Here is a 15,256-nt window from a genome sequence, read left to right as displayed (position 1 = left end):
ATTAGTTATTGTCACTAACTCTTTTGATTAGAAAAAGATAAACTTGAGAATTTTCATTCAAATTTATTGACTCAAAATCCGCTGTACTTAATTTAAATGAATCAACCCTACCCGCTAGTCCGCCCCAATAGGAGAACTTTCAATGATTAAATAGTCTTGATTCCATTGTCAGTATTGGGTTTTTTATCCGTTGAATCCCCTAATTGTGAGGAGTGAAATTAAAGTGAATCAGTCTCGCTATGCCCTGTTTATCCCGCAAATTGCCTCGTTTTTATTGATGGCTCCCCTGAGCGCCTTGGCCGAAACCCCCGAATCCTTCGATGGTTCAGAGTTAAAATCGAGTACATCAAAAATTGAATTTTCGCAAGAGTTTAGTCAAGAAAATTTACAAAAAAGACCTAAGAATCTCCTTCCCACCCCCGATGCCGTACAAAAGGAAATCAGCGATCGCATTTTAGCTAGTGAAAAACTGCTCGCCCAAAGTGCGCCCCTTGTCCCTAACCCAGAAATTATCATTCAAGGCGCACCCCAAGTCCCCGGCGCTCCCACCCTACCGCGAGCCGTTGCCCCACCGGTGGGAGACATTGCCATCTCTAACATCGATGCTAGTGCCGAAAAGATCAAATTTGAGCGCAATATCACCGTACCTCGTGTTTTACTCCGGGAAGCTTCCGCTAGAGAAGTGTTAATGACCCTTGCTAACTATGCCGGTTATAACGTCGTTTTCACCAGCGCCCAGGGGGAAGCTAACGCCACTTCTCAGACAGTTTCCTTGGAATTTACTAACGAATCGGTGGAAAGCATTTTTAACGCCGTATTGTTAATTTCTGGACTACAGGCCAACCGTCAGGGTAAAACCATCTTTGTCGGGGCGCAATTACCCCAAGGCGCTCGTAATCTGATTAGCCGCACCCTGCGCCTCAACCAAGTTAAAGCCGTCGCCGCCGCCACTTTCCTCGCCACCCAAGGGGCAGAATACCAGCGTTTAGTTACCCAAACCGAGGATATCGTCGATCCCCTCACCGGACGGGTCATCGGTCGCCGGGATGTTCCTCCCACCCTAGAGCCACTGGCCCCCCAAGAAACGAAAGACTCAAAAGCTGCCTTACTTTTAACTGGTTTAAGAGTTGCCGCCGACGAGCGCCTTAATTCTATTAATTTAATCGGCGAACCCCGACAAGTACAGATCGCCACCTCTTTATTAACCCAACTGGATGCCCGTCGCCGTCAGGTAGTGGTCAATGTCAAAGTTATTGATGTCAACCTGCTCAATACCGAGAGTTTTAGCAGTAGTTTTTCCTTTGGGTTTAATGATGGTTTCTTCGTTCAAGATAACGGGGCGGCAGTGCTGAACTTTGGTAATATGAACCCACCCAGTAGCTCAACTGTATCCAGACCGGGGGCTTTTGCACAGCCTGTTGTGCCGATTCTTGATATCATATCGGGTACGGGGACAGCAGCAATTCAAACTTTTATTGACATTCAGAATGGCGCTCCTTTTGGCCGTGTTAACCAGGGACCGAATGACTTTTCAGGGGGTCTAACACCCTACTCGCGCCCTAGTTTTGGTCGGATTAGTAACCCTTTTCAGCCCGGATTGAGTGAATTTACACCAGGCGAGCCAGCCACGTTCAATCCCATCACCGGAGTCACTACACCTGGTACACCACCTGTCTTCACCTACGAACCCCCGACCCTGTTCCAATATCCCCAAAAATTCCTGATGACCCTGCAAGCGTCAATTCAGACAGGAAATGCCAAGATTCTCACCGATCCCTCGCTGGTAGTGCAGGAAGGTCAACAGGCCACCGTTAAGCTGACTGAGAAAGTGCTAGAAAGTGTTAACACACAGGTGGATCCTCTCAGTGGTGTACGCACCACTACCCCTGTACTGGCCGATGCTGGATTAACTTTAGCGGTAAACATCGATCAGGTGGATGATAACGGCTTTATTTCCCTGTCCGTTAGCCCTACCATTGCCTCTCCGGGGTCTCCAATTGAATTTAATAGCGGTGGTCTCACAGTCAACACCCTTACCCCTCTGATTCGTCGGGAATTAACCTCTGGTTTAGTTCGTCTCCGGGATGGACAGAGTTTAATTCTTTCGGGGATTATCCAAGAGCGCCAACAGAGTTCTGAGAGAAAAGTGCCAATTTTAGGCGATATTCCCATTTTAGGGGCTTTATTCCGCAGTCGTACCAATCGCAACGATCGCTCGGAGGTGATTATTCTCCTCACTCCCAAAATCATCGAAGATTCGGCCACCTCTACCCTCGGTATCAACTATCAACCGGGCCAAGATGCGGCGGAAATGCTTCAGCGTCAAGGTTTCCCCGTACAACCGCGACAGTAATCAGTAATCAGTAATCAGTAATCAGTAATCAGCTTCTGAAGCTTTTGCCTCTTGCATGAGTGCCTCTCCTCATAACTAGCCTATACTCAACGGATTTAGTATAATAATAAGATGGAGCCGACTTCGCCAGTCTAAATATTCCGTTATCAGTTAAAAAAGGGAATAGCAACAGTCAGCTATTTTACGGTTTACTAACCGCCGATTCTAACATAGTAATTGTTCCCCGATTAGCATCAAATTCTACCTCAATACCAATAGCAATAGTCTCGATAATCTCCAAATGTCCGATCATTAAACCTAAACAAGCGGGAATTTTTAAAGGTTGAATATATTCTCGGATTACTTCTTCTAAAGTCAGGGAACCATAGTCACTATCGGCACTACAATTGATGCATTGACCGAATATAAAACCAGCTAAATTATCAAAAATTCCTGCTAATTTTAATTGATTTAAAAGGCGATCAATTTCATAAATATCTTCACCAATATCTTCTAAAAATAGGATTGCACCAGTAAAATCTGGTAGATAGGGAGAACCAACTATTGAGGCTAAAGTGGTTAAATTACCACCGATTAATTTACCTTTTGCTTGACCTTTAGTAATAGTTTGAATCCGATTTTTTACCCGCATTAAACGATTGGCATCATCGGGATCGGGAACATTTCTAAAAGTTAACTTTTCCCCAGAAAATAAAACCTGTCGAAAGCTTTCAGTTTGAGCAGTGCGCCAACTAGAAAAGCCATTGGGAGCATGGAAAGTAACTAAACCAGTTTTGGCATAAATAGCCAATAATAAGGAAGTTATATCACTAAAACCACAGATGATTTTCGGATGACGGCGAATTAAATCGTAGTCGAGATAAGGTAATAAACGAGCGCTTCCCCAACCACCGCGAATTGGTAAAATTAGGGCAATATTATCATCGGCAAAAAATTGATTTATATCCGACGCTCGCTCGCTATCTTTACCCGCTAGATAACCATAACGATCTAAAGCGTATTGACCAACTTTTGGGACTAATTTTAAAGCTTTAACTGCTTCGATAACTATATTTAAATCATCTTCTTTAAAAGTTGCCCCCGCCGGACTAATAATACCCACTCCATCCCCCGGTTGTAGATGTGGCGGTTTAATTAGAGGAAAATTACTGCTAAAAACTTTTCTAGGAATTAGGGAAAAACTAACAGCAGTTAGAGCGGAATTAATGAAAAATTGACGGCGCTTCATTCTGATAGTTTTTAGAGAAATTGCAAAGGAAATAAGAATTTAGGGATTACTGCTCAGAAAAAAAGTTTTCACAATTGCCCCAGCTAAGAGGACAATTAATGCCCAAACCTGATATTTTTGGTTTCCTTCTAATGAGTTTAGTCGATTTTCTATTCCCTCAACTTTTCCCGTTAACACCGCTTGTCCTACCTTTAAATCCGTCACATCTTTTTGTAACGAATCGATTTTTCCCTCCATCCGCATCAAGATAGTTTCTAGGGAATAAGTAACCGTTTCCTGAGATTGATTCATTTGTTCAAGACCTTTTAGTTAATTGTTGCCCTAGAAAAGCCATTATGCTTCCGATTTTGCCATATCGCGAATGATATCGCCGCGAGTGATAATACCGATTACTTTGTGGGTTTCTTCCTCAATCACCGGTAAACGACGCACATGACGATCATACATTAACGAGGCCGCTTCTTTCAAAGGGCGATCGGCTGTGATACTAATAGGTTTATCGGTCATTACTTCCCCCACGGTTTGACCGAGAGCTTTATGGAGTAATTTCTCGTGACGGCTAGGATTTTGTAGATAGATGACGCTATCGAGGAGCATAATGTAAGGAGGAGCTTCTACTCCCGTTTCCTGCCACATAAGGTCAGTTTCGGAGATAACCCCAATCAGTCGCATATTGTCATCCACCACGGGTAAACCACTAAACCGCTTTTCGGCCAAAATCTTCACTGCTTCAGACAGAGAAGTGTTAGCGGTGACGGTGATGGGATTGGGAGTCATGATATCGGCAACTGTTTTCGTCATCTTAGCGACCTGCGACAATAATGCTTTCTCTCTCTATCTTATCATTAGGGTAATCAGTCGCCGCTTAATTATAGACCTCTTGTAAAAATCAAAAATTGTTGTTAGGGTTAGGAGTCAGTAGTCAGTAGTCAGGAGAATTAAGAATGAATAATAATCAATTAAATGGTCTATTTATGGATTTTATGCGATTTAATCCTTATTTTTGAGGGTTCAAAAACCTCAAAAATTAATTATGCAAGAGGTTTTAAGCTAAGACGCATTTAAACCGCTTATTCTTAGATTAACCGAACCTACCCTAATCCCTTTACTGTTGCCTCTTGCCTTTTGCCTCGTCTCAACAAGCAATTTAAATTACGAACAGCTTATGACTATTCTTCAATCTTCGGCTGAGAAAATGGTATAACATAAAAAGGAAATGGGATATTAATTTAGTTAGTTGACAAGGAAAAAGAAAAATGATCGCTCAACCTCAATACCCAGAAAGAATGACCCCGGAAGAGTATCTAGAATGGGAAGCTACACAGGAATGTCGCCATGAATACATTGATGGGGAAATTATCGCCATGACTGGGGGTAGTCTGCCCCATAATGATATTACCTTGAATTTTTACACTGCTTTAAGACTTCATCTCCGTCCGCGAGGCTGTCGGGTGAATGTATCTGATGCGAAAGTACAAGCTAATAATAGTCGTTATTTTTATCCCGATTTGGTGATTAGTTGCGATTTTAGGGATAGAGAATCTCGTAATTTTATTCAACATCCACAAGTGATTATTGAAGTGCTTTCCCCTAGCACAGGAAACTACGATCGCACTAAAAAGTTACAATATTATCGTCAGATTCCTAGTTTACAAGAATACGTTTTAGTCGATCCTGAATCGATCAGTGTTGAAGTTTATCGTCGCGGTGAAGATAAAATTTGGTTTTACTGCGCTTATAGTCAAGGAGAAGAAATTATTCTATCTAGTCTCGATTTTCACTGTGCGATCGAGTTAATCTATGAAGGGATAAGTTTCGATTAAAGAAAGTTTACAAACAGGTCAAACATTTCTAGACTTAAAATAAATACGTCCCGATTGTTTCGATAAATTCTATGTTACCGCCCCTATTAGTTCTTGATCCCTTGTTAGAAAACTGGTTACGAGAAGATCTCGGTAGAGGCGATCGCACTACCCAAGCAATTTTCTTCGGTCATGCTAAAATCGGTCAAGCTAGTTGGATTGCCAAAGAAGCGGGAGTTATTGCTGGTTTACCCGTAGCTGAACGAGTTTTTCAACTGCTTAACCCCACTATTCACTTTACCCCCACCGTTGCCGAGGGGGAATTCTGCCCCAAGTCTAAAGTTATTGCCGAGATAGAAGGTTCCTTCGATGCGCTGTTAATCGGGGAAAGAGTCGCTTTAAATCTTGCCATGCGCTTGAGTGGAATCGCTAGTGCCACTCGTCAGTATGTGGAGAAAATTGCCGATTTATCGACAAGATTGGTGGATACTCGCAAAACTACCCCCGGATTGCGAATTTTAGAAAAATATGCCTCCAGTATCGGTGGCGCTATTAACCATCGTTTGGGCTTAGATGATGCAATTATGATTAAAGATAATCATATTCAAGCAGCGGGCAGCATTGAGGAAGCAGTGCTTCGTGTACGGCAAAATATGCCCTATCCTCTCACAATTGAGGTGGAAACCAGTCAATTAGAAGAAGTGAATCAGGCTCTGCAGCAGCAGGTAGAGATCATTATGTTAGATAATATGGATTTAGAGATGATGCAAACTGCTGTGGAGATGATCCGCAATTTTAATAGTAAAACCAAAATAGAAGCATCGGGAAATATTACCCTCGATCGCATTCGCAACGTGGCCGAAACAGGAGTAGATTATATTTCTACTAGCGCCCCGATTACCCGTTCTACTTGGTTAGATATTAGTATGAGAATTGATTAAAAGGCTATATCAGTTATCAGTTATCAGTTATCAGTTATCAGTTATCAGTGAACTTAAAACGGTTTGGCTCTTCGGTTTGTGTTATGCAATAGACGGGGGTTATAAGGGATGAAACCCTTATAGAGAAAGGCATTTAGCGATTTTTGTCAATTATTTTTGATCTAGAATGAACTAATCAATTAAGTCTCTTGCCAGATAAGGATTTAGTGGATTTATGCCACCCGATCAAACTATATCAAGTAACTAAGAACCCTTAAAACTCAAATCTGATCAGTGATCACTGATAACTGATCACTGATCACTGATCACTGGCTCCTATCTATTCTAACCTCGATCGCATCGCCAATATTTAGGTGTAATTGCTTTTGGGCGCTCCCACTATTGACGGCAATTTCTAACCCCCCGTGACTACCGATAAAAGCGACTATTTCCCCGCAAGGAACATCACTGTAGGTGTTTTTTGCGGGGATAATTTTTGAACCCAACCGCACTGACCAATTTTTTCCCTCTAGGAGATAATCGGGAATATTACTGATTAAATTGCCGAAAATGTCAATATATTGAATTTGACCCCTAATTTTATCTTCCTCGATTTGCGGAACAGCGATCGCTAATTGTTGCAAGCTATCGGGATCAATAATCTCACCTAACATTTCTAGGGGTACTCCCCGGGCCAAATAAGCGGCCACAGCAGCAAAAATATCACGACCGTGAAAAGTAGTGCTAGGGTTAGGGGTGCGCCAATAGGAAGAATTATTGAGATTAACGGCAGATAGAGCGGGAGATTGACTTAAAATGCCACTAAATAAACCATTATCTGGACCGACTAAATAACCACCGGCAAAACGAATCCCTACCCCGCGTCTTTTGCTTCCTACCCCTGGATCTATAACTGCCAGATGAATAGTGCCTTGGGGAAAATATTGATAGGCATTCAGGAGGATAAAACGACCAGCGTAAAGGTCTTGGGGCGAAATTTGATGATTCAGATCGATCGTGCGAGCATGGGGGGCAATTCCCGCAATTACTCCCTTGATCATGCCCACATAACCGTCCTGTAGTCCAAAATCGCTAGTAAGGGTTATTATTGCCTTTTCCGTCATCGACTTGTCCCTATGGTGGCCAACACTGTTAATAAATCTTAACGCTAAATTCAGTAGCTAAAGATACAGTTTACCAAGGAGAATGTTATGATTTAGATATAAGGTAAGTTAAGTCGCTCAAAAGTCTGTCCATCATGAACAAAAATCGTCAGCAAGTCCTAACACAGGCCACCGTGGCCCATAGGGAAACACTCCGCAGAAATTTACAACACCGACTGGAAGTAGCTAGAGCGCAGGGAAATGAAGCTTTAGTGCGTCAATTGGAAGCAGAGGCGGCCTATTTGCACCTTCGTTAGATTTGATCGGTGTTTAGTCATAGTCTAGTTGTCGGTTTCTGGTGATCGGTATGCCGGTCACTTTTTTTAGGCGAATTTTTAGGAAAAAAATTGCTGATATGTCCACTGGCAATCTTTAAAATAGAAAGAACAGCAGTGTAGAGATCAAATAATTATGGCTTTTTTCCGGCAATATATCGCCCCGCTCCTGACTATCTTAGTGTTTTTAGTTGCTCTGGTTGCCACCGGCATCCGGATTTTTTTACCGGCAGATTTAGCGGCACCCGCTCCGATCGAGCCATCCCTGGGCATAATTTTCTTTTATCCTTGGCATGGCTAACCTTCCCGAAAATTATCAGCTGCGACTGGGAAAAACAAGCGATCGCTATCTACTAATTAATTTTCTCACCCGCACCTATGAAGAATTTTTTCCCGAACAAAAAAACCTCTCCCATCTAGCTGATACAGTCAGACAGTTTTTTTGCCTCGATACTCCCCTGTGGATCGTCGAAGCGCAACAAACGGCGATCGCTTGTCTCTGGATGGGGAGTGCCGTCGATCAGGTGACAGGCGATCGCTATGGTCATATTTTCCTAATTTACGTCGATCCCCAGCATCGTCGCCAAGGTATCGCCAGCGCACTAATCGATCGAGCTAAGGATTGGGCAAAAAGTCGCGGACAAACCCGCATCGGTTTACAAGTCTTCATCAATAACGACAATGCTCTCAATCTCTACCAAAATCTCGGCTTTCAAACTCGCTCTTTGCTGATGTGGAAAAATATTTAAAAACTTTCAGGAGACTCCGAGACGGTCGTTAGGAGTCGGTCGTTAGGGTGATAGGGTTTTGGGGGTTTGGGGGTTTAGGGAAATTTCAGCCAAATGCTCCACTTGTCCATTTCCCCACACCCCACCCCCTACTGATTACTGATTACTGTTTACTGATCACAACAAAAGTCGCTAAACCCTGACTCATCAAGGATTACTCAGGACACTGACGCGGACTTTTTCACCATTTTGCAAAGGTTTACTACTATTAACGACGAAACGCTCCCCCGGTTCAAGTCCGGTGATAATTTCTACTTGACCGTCGAGCGCTTGACCGAGACGAACGGGACGTTTTTGCACTTGTGAGTTAGACTCGGAAAGGACAAAAATGGCTGGGGATTCCCCCTGACTGACAATTGCTGTTTCGGGGACAATCACCTGAGGGGCAGAATTATTATTAAACCGCACCCGGGCCAATAATCCCCCTTTAATTAAACCATCCCCATTGGGTAGAGTAATCTCCACGGGAATCCGCCGGGCCGTGCCTTGGCTGAGGGGAAAAATCCTGTTGATGCGACCGGAAAAATTTCTCTCACCGAAAGCATCAAGGCTGACATTAACCGTTTGTCCTAAATTAATCGTTTTTAAATCCAATTCCGATAATAATACTACTACCTTGACCTGTTGAAAATCACCAATTTTGAGGACTTCATCGCCGATACTGACTAAATCCCCCGGCTCTTTTAGTTTTTCGATAACTATCCCCGTCGCCGGTGATTTAAGAATAGCGTAGGCCTGACGTTGTTGTTCCTGAGCGATGACCGATTTTTGGGCGGCAATTCTGCCGATAATTGCCGCCACCACCTGTTCCTCGACTTTAATTCTCGATCTCCCGCTATTAACGGCTTTTAAAGCCACTGCCGCCGCGGTTTGGGCTGTTTCGCCCTGTTGCAGGGGAATCGCCCCTTCTAGGGCTAATTTTTGCAGACGCTCGCCATCATTTTTGGCCTGTTGGTATTGTAGTTGTAGGCGCTCCACTTCAATTTCAGCGTTACTGACTTCAATTCTCGCCCGGGCTAATTCTGCTTCTAGGGCCGACAGGGCGGATTTTTCTTGCCGGACAACGGTGGCAAGGAGACGATCATCAACATGAGCGAGGATTTGTCCTAATTGCACCTCATCTCCCACCTCGACGGGGAGATTGAGTAACTGACCGGTGGCTTGCGATCGCAGAGAAACCACTTTTAAAGGTCGGGTAGTTCCCGTGTAATCGAGATTGCGTCCGATGGTTGCCAGTTTAGCGGTGGTGACGTTGACGGTAGTAGTACGGGCTGCTGGTGACGGTGGTTGGGTTTCTGTCTGGGGAGAACAACTGGCACTTAAGGATAAGATAACCAGAGCGGAAAGGATAATCGGAGTCGATCCCATGGGGATATTCCTAGTAGAAAGCCGCTTTTGAGTCGATGGTCGCTTATTCTTCGTCCCAAGCTTCTACCGCTACCACTTCGCTGAGAGGGTCTTGCATGGAGAAACCGAAATCGAGCAGCTCTTGCTTCCAGTATCCCCACTCATCTCCATATAAAAGAGCGAGTTTCCAGATACTATCGCTAGGTTTGACTACTTTCGCATCTATCCACTTGCTAACCTTGCGTTGAAACTTCACCATCGGGTGAGCTACAGCTTGTTTGGTCATAAATTCAATTGCTATGAAAACTTCGGATTTTGCGCTTCCCGACTAAACTAACTCAAGACTAAGACTTTTGCCATTACAAAGGAGCGAGAAGCGCGTTTATTAACTTACTTGTACACCAGATCCGTGGTTTTAGGCAAGTCTTTTTAGCCAAAAGTACGGTAATTACTACTATAGATTAGTATAACCGGAGGCCACAATCATGGAACCGATGCCTTGATCGGTGAAAATTTCCAGTAAAAGGGCGTGGGCAAGACGACCATCGATAATGTGAGCGGCCTGAACTCCCTGAGCCAGCGATCGCACACAGCAGCCAACTTTGGGAATCATCCCGCCGGCAACGATGCCTTTTTGAATCAACTCCCGGGCCTGTTGGATATCTAATTTAGCCAATAAAGTGGAAGGATCTTTGTAGTTCTCTAAAATTCCAGCTGTATCGGTCATCAAAATCAGTTTAGCCGCCCCTAGAGCCGCCGCTATTTCTCCGGCTACCGTATCGGCATTGATATTATGAGCTTGGCCAGTTTCATCGGCGGCCACACTGGAAATCACGGGAATATAGCCACTATTGACCAAGGATTCGACGACGCTAGTATCGACACCGCTGACTTCTCCAACAAAACCAATACCCTCTTTACCCACGGGACGAGCAGTGATCAGATTACCATCCTTACCGCATAATCCTACCGCTTTACCGCCGGCTTGATTGATCAGGGCAACAATTTCTTTATTGACGCGCCCGACTAGCACCATTTCTACCACATCCATAGTGGCGGCATCGGTGACGCGTAAACCGTCTTTAAATTGGGGTTCAATACCTAATTTATCCAGCCAACTATTGATTTCTGGACCGCCACCGTGGACAATCACGGGACGAACCCCCACACAGGAGAGAAAAACGATATCTCGCATAACTGTGTCTTTGATATCGCTGTTATTCATGGCCGCACCACCGTATTTAACCACTACGGTACGACCGCGAAATTCTTGTATATAGGGTAGGGCTTCGCTGAGGATTTTCACCCGTTGAGCATCGTTTTCGTGGGTATTATTGTTCATGGGTTTTTTTACCTGTCTGATTCAGTGATCAGTTTAGCGGTTTCGGGTTTGACAAAAACTGTTCACCCTGAACGGATTGCTAGAAAGTCTTAGAGTTACAGAATTTTTCGACGCAACGGACAAAAATCTCGACTCCCATGGTTAACACCGATTCATCAAAATCAAAGCGGGGATGATGGTGGGGATAGGCTAATCCTAATTCGGGATTGGCGGACCCCAAGAAGAAATAACAGCCGGGTACTTCCTGTAAAAAGAAGGACATATCTTCCCCTCCCAGGGTTTGACATTCGGGAACGATTCCAGCCGGGGTTTCCACCACTTGTGCGGCGATTGAGCGCACTAATTCCGCCATCTGATCATGATTGATTACCGGGGGATACAATTGCCAGTAATCGAATTGATAACTAGCCCCCTGACTTTGACAGATGCCCGCGATAATTTCTTCCATGCGTTGTCGGAAATAGCCCCCTAACTGGGGATTGAAATAGCGCACCGTCCCACTGAGATTAGCACTATCGGCGATCACGTTTCTGGCGCTTCCCGCTGCTAATTTACCCACAGTCACTACGGCGGCATCGAGGGGGTTAAGGTTGCGGGCGACGATAGTTTGCAAGGCGTTGACGATTTGGGCCGCCACCAGTAGTGAATCGACGGTTTGATGGGGAATTGCCCCGTGGCCGCCCCGGCCTTGAATCTGGAGATCGAAACATTCCACCGCCGCCATTAAGGCCCCATTTTTTACGCCCACTGTCCCTAAGGGCAGATTATTCCAGAGATGTAGCCCGATAATTCCCTCCACGTCGGGATTTTTCAGCACTCCCGCTTCGATCATCGGTTTTGCACCCCCCGGCCCCTCTTCGGCGGGTTGGAAAATAATTTTTACGATCCCCTTGACATCGTGACGGTTTTGTGCTAGGTAAACTGCTGTACCGAGGGCGATCGCTGTGTGACCATCGTGACCACAGGCGTGCATTTGGCCCGGATGTTGGGAACGATAGGGGACTTGGTTGGCTTCGGCGATCGGTAGTGCATCCATATCGGCCCGCAGGGCCAAAACTGGCCCCGGTTGACTGCCTTCGATAGTGGCGACAATTCCGGTGCCGGCGATACCGGTTTGATGGTCAATTCCGTATTTAGTCAGGGTTTGACTGATTAAGGAGGCGGTGAGATGTTCTTGAAAGCCTAGTTCTGGTTTTTGGTGTATTTGTCGGCGCCAGTGGACTAATTGCGGCTGCAGAGAACGAATAGCAAGGCGAATTTGAGGGCAATTTAAGCTATTGGGGACAGGAAAGGAGGAAATCATCGGGTTCGGACGGCTAGTTTTTTTGATCACTGGTTTCTAGTTTAACTTCAGGAGTCAGGAGTCAGGAGTCAGGAGTCAGGAGTCAGGAGTCAGGAGTCAGGAGACAGGAGATTATTTTTATTTATTCTCCCCCCACACCCCACACCCCACACCCCACACCCCCCCTGCCCCCCCGATGTCGGGGGGGTTGGGGGGGTCACACCCCACTCCCCACACCCTTCTTTACAAAACTTCATCGTATTTGAGGCCTGGAAAGGGCAATCCTTGGGCAATGGGGGAAGGGAAAGCGGGGAAATATTAAAAAAAACTTAAAAATTTTATCTTGCTGCCCTTTATACCCTTAAAGCCTTGCTGTCTCTGATTTCCCGACAGTGAGAGGCTTTGAGCCATGTCAGGAATTGATGACCAACTCGATCGAGTCATTGTTAAGTGACTGTTACAAAAAGACAGCAAAAAACTTAATAATATGTAACAAACAAAGTTTCGACAGCAGTGTATAAATTTAACTTGAGGGGCCAAGATAACAGACAAAAGTTAAGCTGGATACTTGTTTAACCTCCTTAGGTGATTTATGAGAGGGCCATGAAGTTTTTTCAGGTTTCTTAAAGTAAATCGCAACAATCGCGGTCAAGGCTCGTCCAGACTCACCGTGAAATCCCTTAAGAGGGAAAATTTTAATTGCAAGCAAATCCCATTTCAATTTAGGAGATTGTCACAATGTTTGACGCATTCACCCGGGTAGTATCCCAAGCTGATGCTCGTGGCGAATATTTAAGCTCTTCCCAACTAGACGCTCTCAGCGCCATGGTTGCCGAGAGCAACAAACGGATGGACTCTGTTAACCGGATCACCAGTAACGCTTCCACCATCGTTGCTAACGCCGCTCGTAGCCTGTTCGCTGAACAGCCCCAACTGATCACCCCCGGTGGTAATGCCTACACCAGCCGTCGTATGGCCGCTTGCTTACGGGACATGGAAATCATCTTGCGCTATGTTACCTACGCTACCTTCTCTGGCGACGGCAGTGTTCTCGATGATCGTTGCTTAAATGGTCTGCGCGAAACCTATGTAGCTTTAGGAGTACCTGGAGCTTCCGTGGCTGCTGGCGTAAGCAAAATGAAAGAAGCTGCTTTATCCATTGCTAACGATCGCAACGGTATCACCCCCGGCGATTGCAGTGCTTTGATGTCTGAAATTGCCAGCTACTTCGACCGCGCCGCCGCTGCTGTCGCCTAGTCCCTGGGGCTAGTCTCAATTAAACCGTAGGAAACTTATTGCAAGATTATTGGGAGATACCAAACAATGAAAACCCCCCTTACCGAAGCCGTAGCAGCCGCTGATTCTCAAGGTCGTTTCTTAAGCAGCACCGAAATCCAAACTGCTTTCGGTCGTTTTCGTCAAGCTGCTGCCGGCCTCGCCGCCGCTAAAGTATTGACTGAAAAAGCCAGTTCTTTGATCTCCGGCGCAGCTCAAGCGGTGTACAACAAATACCCCTACACCACCCAAATGCAAGGGGCTAACTTTGCGGCGGACCAACGCGGTAAAGAAAAATGCGCTCGTGACATCGGTTACTACCTCCGCATGGTGACCTACTGCTTAGTTGCCGGTGGAACCGGTCCGATGGACGAGTACCTCATCGCTGGTATCGACGAAATCAACCGCACCTTCGACCTGTCTCCTAGCTGGTACATCGAAGCCCTCAAATACATCAAAGCCAACCATGGTTTAAGTGGCGACCCTGCGGTAGAAGCCAACTCCTACATCGACTACGCGATCAACGCTCTCAGCTAGTTTGATCGAAAAAACTGCTGGTCTGGAAAGACAGGGGGTTGTTAGCAAAAGGGTTAGCAATCACCTGTTCTTCCAGACTTTGTTATATCCATTAAAGGTTAGTTTCAGGAGGATCGACGATGACTAGCTTGATAGCGGCCCAAAGACTGGGATTTGAACCCTACAACGGTTCCCCCCGCTTAGAATTACGCTCCACCGACAGTGATAAACAGGTAGAAGTGGTGATCCGCGGGGCCTATCGACAGATATTGGGCAACGAGCATCTGATGTCCAGCGAGCGCCTCATCAGCCTAGAATCCCTCTTACGCAATCGTTCGATTAGCGTCAAGGATTTTGTTCGGGCGATCGCTCAATCAGAACTATATCGGAAGAAATTTTTCCACAGCAATCCCCAAAATCGCTTTATCGAGTTGAATTATAAACACCTGCTCGGTCGCGCTCCCTACGATCAAGCCGAGATCGCTTTCCACACCGATCTCTACAATCAACAGGGTTACGAAGCAGAAATTAATTCCTATTTCGATTCCCCCGAATACGAGGAACACTTCGGCCAGAACATTGTCCCCTACTATCGCGGTTTCGCCAGCCAAACCGGTCAGAAAACCGTCGGTTTTAGTCGGCTGTTCCAAGTCTATCGCGGTTATGCGACCAGCGATCGCGCGCCGTTAAAAGAGGGAAAACTGACCAGGGAACTAGCCTATAACAGTGCTTCCCCCGTTTATATTAACGGAACCGGTCAATCCTTAACCGGATTAGCTGGGGGCGATCGGGGCAAATTCTATCGCTTGCGCGTGGTTAGTGGCGCAAAAGCGGGACGACAAACCCGTGTGCGTCGCAGTGTGAGCGAATATCTCGTTGCCTACGAGCAACTATCGAACAAATTGCAAGAAATCAACCGTCAAGGCGGCCAGGTAATCGAACTTATTCTCGCCTAGTTTTGAGCG

The 15,256-nt window shown here is 45.6% G+C and carries 17 protein-coding genes; 9 read left to right on the top strand and 8 right to left on the bottom strand.

The window, feature by feature from the left end; genetic code table 11:
• Nucleotides 1-223 precede the first annotated feature (223 nt).
• On the top strand, nt 224-2,353 hold the full coding sequence (locus H6F92_RS08790) for a secretin N-terminal domain-containing protein (RefSeq protein WP_190357564.1): 2,130 nt from the start codon (nt 224-226) through the stop codon (nt 2,351-2,353).
• Nucleotides 2,354-2,534: 181 nt separating this feature from the next.
• Here H6F92_RS08790 and H6F92_RS08785 read toward each other — a convergent pair whose 3' ends face one another.
• The 3 genes from H6F92_RS08785 to H6F92_RS08775 are packed head-to-tail and all read right to left on the bottom strand — an operon-like array spanning nt 2,535 to nt 4,382.
• Nucleotides 2,535-3,581, bottom strand: coding sequence for a S66 peptidase family protein (locus tag H6F92_RS08785; RefSeq protein ID WP_190357563.1), 1,047 nt, complete (start codon nt 3,579-3,581; stop codon nt 2,535-2,537).
• 39 nt (nt 3,582-3,620) lie between these two features.
• Nucleotides 3,621-3,872 carry a hemolysin XhlA family protein gene (locus tag H6F92_RS08780; RefSeq protein ID WP_190357562.1) on the bottom strand — a complete coding sequence of 84 codons (252 nt, stop codon included), beginning with the start codon at nt 3,870-3,872 and terminating at the stop codon, nt 3,621-3,623.
• A 42-nt stretch (nt 3,873-3,914) separates the two neighbouring features.
• Nucleotides 3,915-4,382, bottom strand: a complete 468-nt coding sequence (locus H6F92_RS08775; protein WP_012265148.1) for a CBS domain-containing protein — start codon at nt 4,380-4,382, stop codon at nt 3,915-3,917.
• Nucleotides 4,383-4,837: 455 nt separating this feature from the next.
• Here H6F92_RS08775 and H6F92_RS08770 point away from each other — a divergent pair, with 455 nt between their 5' ends.
• On the top strand, nt 4,838-5,404 hold the full coding sequence (locus H6F92_RS08770; protein WP_190357561.1) for a Uma2 family endonuclease: 567 nt from the start codon (nt 4,838-4,840) through the stop codon (nt 5,402-5,404).
• A 71-nt stretch (nt 5,405-5,475) separates the two neighbouring features.
• Nucleotides 5,476-6,324, top strand: a complete 849-nt coding sequence (gene nadC, locus H6F92_RS08765; RefSeq protein ID WP_190357560.1) for a carboxylating nicotinate-nucleotide diphosphorylase — start codon at nt 5,476-5,478, stop codon at nt 6,322-6,324.
• A gap of 305 nt (nt 6,325-6,629) precedes the next feature.
• Here the strand turns inward: nadC and H6F92_RS08760 are convergent, their stop codons facing one another.
• Nucleotides 6,630-7,427, bottom strand: coding sequence for an SAM hydrolase/SAM-dependent halogenase family protein (locus H6F92_RS08760; protein ID WP_190357559.1), 798 nt, complete (start codon nt 7,425-7,427; stop codon nt 6,630-6,632).
• A 134-nt stretch (nt 7,428-7,561) separates the two neighbouring features.
• Here H6F92_RS08760 and pirA point away from each other — a divergent pair, with 134 nt between their 5' ends.
• The 3 genes from pirA to H6F92_RS08745 all read left to right on the top strand — a co-directional run bounded on the left by pirA (nt 7,562) and on the right by H6F92_RS08745 (nt 8,490).
• Nucleotides 7,562-7,723 carry an arginine synthesis PII-interacting regulator PirA gene (gene pirA, locus H6F92_RS08755; protein ID WP_002733724.1) on the top strand — a complete coding sequence of 54 codons (162 nt, stop codon included), beginning with the start codon at nt 7,562-7,564 and terminating at the stop codon, nt 7,721-7,723.
• Nucleotides 7,724-7,877: 154 nt separating this feature from the next.
• On the top strand, nt 7,878-8,042 hold the full coding sequence (locus tag H6F92_RS08750; RefSeq protein ID WP_167341559.1) for a hypothetical protein: 165 nt from the start codon (nt 7,878-7,880) through the stop codon (nt 8,040-8,042).
• The gene (locus tag H6F92_RS08745; RefSeq protein ID WP_190357558.1) at nt 8,035-8,490 is read left to right on the top strand and encodes a GNAT family N-acetyltransferase; all 456 of its coding nucleotides are present in this window, start codon (nt 8,035-8,037) and stop codon (nt 8,488-8,490) included. Before H6F92_RS08750 ends, H6F92_RS08745 begins: the two co-directional genes overlap by 8 nt.
• 186 nt (nt 8,491-8,676) lie before the next feature.
• On the opposite strand, the gene H6F92_RS08740 is transcribed toward H6F92_RS08745, so the two are convergent.
• The 4 genes from H6F92_RS08740 to H6F92_RS08725 all read right to left on the bottom strand — a co-directional run bounded on the left by H6F92_RS08740 (nt 8,677) and on the right by H6F92_RS08725 (nt 12,521).
• Nucleotides 8,677-9,897, bottom strand: coding sequence for an efflux RND transporter periplasmic adaptor subunit (locus H6F92_RS08740; protein WP_190357557.1), 1,221 nt, complete (start codon nt 9,895-9,897; stop codon nt 8,677-8,679).
• A gap of 43 nt (nt 9,898-9,940) precedes the next feature.
• Nucleotides 9,941-10,162 carry a DUF4327 family protein gene (locus tag H6F92_RS08735; RefSeq protein WP_002759020.1) on the bottom strand — a complete coding sequence of 74 codons (222 nt, stop codon included), beginning with the start codon at nt 10,160-10,162 and terminating at the stop codon, nt 9,941-9,943.
• Nucleotides 10,163-10,330: 168 nt separating this feature from the next.
• Nucleotides 10,331-11,218: an acetylglutamate kinase gene (argB, locus tag H6F92_RS08730; RefSeq protein ID WP_190357556.1), complete on the bottom strand. Its 888-nt coding sequence runs from the start codon at nt 11,216-11,218 to the stop codon at nt 10,331-10,333.
• A 79-nt stretch (nt 11,219-11,297) separates the two neighbouring features.
• Entirely contained in the window at nt 11,298-12,521 is a 1,224-nt protein-coding gene (locus H6F92_RS08725; RefSeq protein WP_190357566.1) for a M20 family metallopeptidase, read from the bottom strand.
• Between the two features lie 717 nt (nt 12,522-13,238).
• Between H6F92_RS08725 and H6F92_RS08720 the strand changes: the two genes are divergently transcribed.
• The 3 genes from H6F92_RS08720 (at nt 13,239) to H6F92_RS08710 (ending at nt 15,247) form a co-directional block, all read left to right on the top strand.
• Nucleotides 13,239-13,757, top strand: coding sequence for a phycocyanin subunit beta (locus H6F92_RS08720; RefSeq protein WP_190357555.1), 519 nt, complete (start codon nt 13,239-13,241; stop codon nt 13,755-13,757).
• Nucleotides 13,758-13,823: 66 nt separating this feature from the next.
• Complete coding sequence (gene cpcA, locus H6F92_RS08715) at nt 13,824-14,312, top strand: phycocyanin subunit alpha (RefSeq protein ID WP_190357554.1); 489 nt, start codon at nt 13,824-13,826, stop codon at nt 14,310-14,312.
• A 119-nt stretch (nt 14,313-14,431) separates the two neighbouring features.
• Nucleotides 14,432-15,247, top strand: coding sequence for a phycobilisome linker polypeptide (locus tag H6F92_RS08710; RefSeq protein WP_190357553.1), 816 nt, complete (start codon nt 14,432-14,434; stop codon nt 15,245-15,247).
• Nucleotides 15,248-15,256: the final 9 nt, after the last annotated feature.

Source organism: Microcystis wesenbergii FACHB-1317 (assembly GCF_014696875.1).
Classification (GTDB): domain Bacteria; phylum Cyanobacteriota; class Cyanobacteriia; order Cyanobacteriales; family Microcystaceae; genus Microcystis; species Microcystis wesenbergii_A.
This window is presented reverse-complemented; position numbering and strand designations above follow the sequence as displayed.

Coding starts and splice junctions, on each gene's coding strand:
- H6F92_RS08785 (WP_190357563.1), bottom strand. CDS start 3,581: ATGAAGCGCCGTCAATTTTTCATTAATTCCGCTCTAACTGCTGTTAGT.
- H6F92_RS08780 (WP_190357562.1), bottom strand. CDS start 3,872: ATGAATCAATCTCAGGAAACGGTTACTTATTCCCTAGAAACTATCTTG.
- H6F92_RS08775 (WP_012265148.1), bottom strand. CDS start 4,382: ATGACGAAAACAGTTGCCGATATCATGACTCCCAATCCCATCACCGTC.
- H6F92_RS08770 (WP_190357561.1), top strand. CDS start 4,838: ATGATCGCTCAACCTCAATACCCAGAAAGAATGACCCCGGAAGAGTAT.
- nadC (WP_190357560.1), top strand. CDS start 5,476: ATGTTACCGCCCCTATTAGTTCTTGATCCCTTGTTAGAAAACTGGTTA.
- H6F92_RS08760 (WP_190357559.1), bottom strand. CDS start 7,427: ATGACGGAAAAGGCAATAATAACCCTTACTAGCGATTTTGGACTACAG.
- pirA (WP_002733724.1), top strand. CDS start 7,562: ATGAACAAAAATCGTCAGCAAGTCCTAACACAGGCCACCGTGGCCCAT.
- H6F92_RS08750 (WP_167341559.1), top strand. CDS start 7,878: ATGGCTTTTTTCCGGCAATATATCGCCCCGCTCCTGACTATCTTAGTG.
- H6F92_RS08745 (WP_190357558.1), top strand. CDS start 8,035: ATGGCTAACCTTCCCGAAAATTATCAGCTGCGACTGGGAAAAACAAGC.
- H6F92_RS08740 (WP_190357557.1), bottom strand. CDS start 9,897: ATGGGATCGACTCCGATTATCCTTTCCGCTCTGGTTATCTTATCCTTA.
- H6F92_RS08735 (WP_002759020.1), bottom strand. CDS start 10,162: ATGACCAAACAAGCTGTAGCTCACCCGATGGTGAAGTTTCAACGCAAG.
- argB (WP_190357556.1), bottom strand. CDS start 11,218: ATGAACAATAATACCCACGAAAACGATGCTCAACGGGTGAAAATCCTC.
- H6F92_RS08725 (WP_190357566.1), bottom strand. CDS start 12,521: ATGATTTCCTCCTTTCCTGTCCCCAATAGCTTAAATTGCCCTCAAATT.
- H6F92_RS08720 (WP_190357555.1), top strand. CDS start 13,239: ATGTTTGACGCATTCACCCGGGTAGTATCCCAAGCTGATGCTCGTGGC.
- cpcA (WP_190357554.1), top strand. CDS start 13,824: ATGAAAACCCCCCTTACCGAAGCCGTAGCAGCCGCTGATTCTCAAGGT.
- H6F92_RS08710 (WP_190357553.1), top strand. CDS start 14,432: ATGACTAGCTTGATAGCGGCCCAAAGACTGGGATTTGAACCCTACAAC.